The organism is Polynucleobacter sp. 39-46-10, assembly GCF_002282275.1.
Genome location: NZ_NCJB01000232.1, coordinates 1 through 3,950, shown reverse-complemented (window position 1 = coordinate 3,950; position 3,950 = coordinate 1). Strand labels below are relative to the sequence as shown.

3 protein-coding genes are annotated in these 3,950 nt (G+C 44.8%); all 3 read right to left on the bottom strand.

The window, feature by feature from the left end; translation table 11 throughout:
- The coding region (locus B7X71_RS13330) for a PAS domain S-box protein (protein WP_293600993.1) at positions 1–2,105 on the bottom strand (2,105 nt) is incomplete at its 3' end.
- Positions 2,106–2,108: 3 nt separating this feature from the next.
- A complete protein-coding gene (locus B7X71_RS13325; protein ID WP_293600992.1) occupies positions 2,109–3,254 on the bottom strand; it encodes an ABC transporter substrate-binding protein in 1,146 nt (381 codons plus the stop codon).
- Positions 3,255–3,366: 112 nt separating this feature from the next.
- Positions 3,367–3,744 (bottom strand): response regulator, encoded by a 378-nt coding sequence (locus B7X71_RS13320; RefSeq protein WP_293600991.1) that lies wholly within the window; start codon positions 3,742–3,744, stop codon positions 3,367–3,369.
- Positions 3,745–3,950: the final 206 nt, after the last annotated feature.

Genomic DNA, 3,950 nt, shown 5'->3' with positions numbered 1-3,950 from the left:
CCATCTTTGCAACGTAAACGATGTTCGTTGTAATAAAACTCCGTCTCGCCTTTGAGATGCGCCTGAACGAGATCTAATGACCTTTGCAGATCATCCGGATGCACTCTCAGTTGCCATTCGTCGGCAGCGTCACCTACTTCTTCATCCTCAAAGCCAAGCATGGTTTTCCAGCGCTCGGAGTAAAACACTTGATTGGTTTGCAAGTTCCAATCCCAAACACCGTCATTAGCTCCATGCATCGCCAAAGACCAACGCATCTCGGCTTCGGCCAATGCAAGCTCAACGTTTTTACGGTCAGTAATATCGCGCGCAAAACCTACCGTGCCCATCACTTTGCCATCTTCAGTCATCACTGGCTTTTTGTAGATTTCTAACCAGCTCAAGCCATACTTTTCATCTATGATTTGTTCGGTAGTTTTTTCGCGCATATTGGCAATCACCTCATCATCGTCTGCGTGTAAGCGCTCGGCAATTGCAGGCGGCCAAAGATCAAATTCGGTTTTACCAACCGCATCCTCAGGGCGATCTAAATCACACGCTTCGGCATAAACTTTATTAATTGCCAATAAACGACTTTGCGCATCTTTAAGCCAAAATAAAAATGGCAAATTATCCAAAGTCGCTTGTAAATATAGCTCACGTTGCGTTAAAGCATCAGTAACACGTTTAAACTCGGTAATATCAATTCTGCTGGCAATCAGATAACCGCTAGGACTCCTCACCTCTTGTGCCATAAACCAGCGGTTATCGGCACGTTTGACTTCAACAAAGCTGGCATCGGCTTTTAGGTGATGCTGCATGCGCTGTGCAATCCAAGCTTGTTCGCGCCCGATGCTGTCAGGAAAAACTTTCTGCTCCACCTGTTTGGTTAATATCTCTTCATAAGAGCGGCCAATCTCTATGTAATCGCCAAGCTGGGTAAATTGCCGGTAAGCTTCATTGCACACCACCAGCTTGTCTTCCTGATTAAAAATACAGAAGCCATGAATCGCATTGGCGACTGCCTCGTTCAATAAATTTCTAGCAGCTTCGGCATCAGCTTTGGCTTTTTCCAGCTCCTGTGTTCTGAGTTTTACCCGCCCCTCTAAACTTTGATAAACTTCGTCCAATCGCACAAACATGGTGTTAAAAGCCTTTGCCAATGCACCATATTCATCTTTGGATTGAATATTAATATGCGAACGAGGCCGTCCTGACGAGGTGACCTGCTGCGCTACTTTAGATAAATATTCCAATGGCTCAGATATATAGCGCGCACTAAATCTGGCAAACGCCAACAAACCAAGCACTGCCATCAAGGCGATGCCTAAATAACCGATAAGCATGGTGTTAATTTTTTGCAACGCACGCTCGCGATCATGTGCCAAATAGTAAGCCAGCTTTATCTCAGGTATAGGCAAGCTGATTTCATGCTTGGCTGACACCAACAGATCATCAAGAATTGGTTTTTTGCCGGCAACAACTTTATTGTTGATGTCTTCTAACCAATGGAAATTATTTTCCAGCTTGTCTTGCAAAACAGCATTGAGCGGTATTTCCAGCACCACCCCACCTTCCACCTCTCCCGACAGGCGATATTGCACCGGTATCGCTAACATGAGGACTGGTTCGCTATGTAGATTTTGATGCACCGAGGCTTGCAATACGCCTGTTTCCATCATACGGCTAAAAATTGGATGCACTTGGTAATCGATTATTTGATTAAGATTGGCAGCAATCAAGCGGCCTCTGTAATCAAGCACCGATAACGCCGTGCCTTTAAACGCGTGCTTTTGGTTTTTAAGGAAAGGTACTAAATATAATTGGCTTTGCTCGGTGTCTGCCAAAGCATTGGCGGTAATGAAGTTATTGGCCACTTCGCTAGCAGATTGAATTTCAGCGGATAATTTAATTTCCAGCTCACGTTTATCGAGCTTAGCTTCACTGTTCAGCAACTCGTGGGTGTGATCAATAATCAGATGATACGCATTCATGTAAGACGCCAGCATCACCAGACCACATACTACAGATACACTAGTGATTAGCGCCCAGCTTATTTTGCTGCGTAAACTAAAATTGAGATAAGTAGTTTTTAAACGCTGCATAAAATTTTGAGCGTGGCGCATCACTTAGTGCTCACTCATTTTGCGAACTTTGCCAAAACGATCATAGCGCGCAATAAACACTTGTTGCTGATCTAGCCCTTCGTGGTCCGACTTGCTGAATGGGCGATGGTAGTCGCGCGTTAAACCACGATAGCTTTCCAACTGCTCTAAGGCTGCTCTCACAGACGTGCGCTCAGCGCTACCAGCCTCACGAATTGCTAGCGCCAGCATGTGGGTTAAATCGTAGGCATGCGCGAACCCAGGCTGTGCGTGCATGGTTTTTGCATCCTGATCAAACAATCGCTTCACGCCAGCCGCAACCTGCTGGGCTTTATCGCGACGATTGTTTTCAAATGAAAAAGTCGTTATCAAAGTAAAATCAACTGCATGCAGCGCATCACCAGCCAACTTTGGAAAGTCGCCACCCAACACCCCCCAATGCGCAACAAGTGGCATGCGACTTGCCGCTGGTAGCTCGGCAATTTGCTGCACAATAGGCGCACCTTCAGCCTCATTCGATACCATAAAAATAGCGTCGGCAGCAAAGTCACTGGCAACTTTAATTCTGTGTCTGAAGTCTATTTCACCCAGATTATATTTAATGGCTATATGCTTAAATTGATAATCGCGCTTCTGCGCCTGAAGCAAAGCCTGCTCACAACTTCGCCCCCAAGCCGTGTTAGGAATAAATAAAACTATTTTTTTAAACCCACGCTGTTGCGCATGTTCCAGCATAGCGTGCAGCGCCCAACTATCAGTGAGTGAAACGCGAAATACATAGTTTGGATAAGCATGTTTAGTAATGGAGTCAGCCGCCGACCAGGGCGCTAATAACAAGATTTTGCGCGCATTGGCAATCGGAGCCACTGCAATGGTGACCGGCGAAAAACGCCCTGTAAACACGGCCAGCACATCGGGATTATCGGCAAGCTCAGTCACTACATCTTGGCCACGCGCTGGCAGGCCACGGTCATCCCGCGTAATTAATTTGAGTGGCCGACCATCTAACACCCCGCCGGAAGCGTTGATTTCATGAATGGCAAGCGATACGCCCTTCTCAATCGCTTGTGCCGTTCTACTGTTTTTGAGGCCAAAACCAGCAGTTAATCCAATTAATATTGGTGGCTTAGCATCGGCAGCCACAGCAAGATGCACGCTAAAAATCAACATGAAAAATATACTATATTTTATATATCGCATTATTTGCATCGCATTTTGCAATCGTCCATTTCAACGCATAAATCTTTAATCACTCACACACTTTACGTGCTGAAGCAGCAATCTATGGTTTCTTTAATACGGCTATCTGCTCATGAATCGCAGCTAACAATTGCGCAGGACTAAAGGGTTTTACAAAATAAGCGTTAGCACCGCTTTTGATGCCCAATTCGCAATCTTGCACCTGACCTCTGGCAGAAATCATAATCACACGTATATTCTGCAAAGCAGGGTCAGACCGAATCGTTTCCAACACTTGCAGTCCATCCATACCACCCGGCATCATAATATCCAGCAACACCACATCAGGCTTGTGCTGCCGTATCAATGCAAGCGCAGCAACACCGTCCGCAGCCTCAAGCAAACTGAATTCATCCCTAAGCGTAAAGTTCATCATGCGACGGATATCAGCCTGATCATCCACGATTAATACGGTATGCATGCGCAATCTACCTTCTAGCCAAGTGATGCTTGCGTGTTAAATATTATTTTTTAATAACTATATTTTTGATTCTACATTTGATGGGCTAAGTTTCAAGCTAAACATAAGCATTTTTGTGTTGAAACATAAATATTTATGTTTAATATCATCACGTCATAAATATAAAAACTGAAAAATACAGCTGAAATTGCAAAAATAAAAAATCA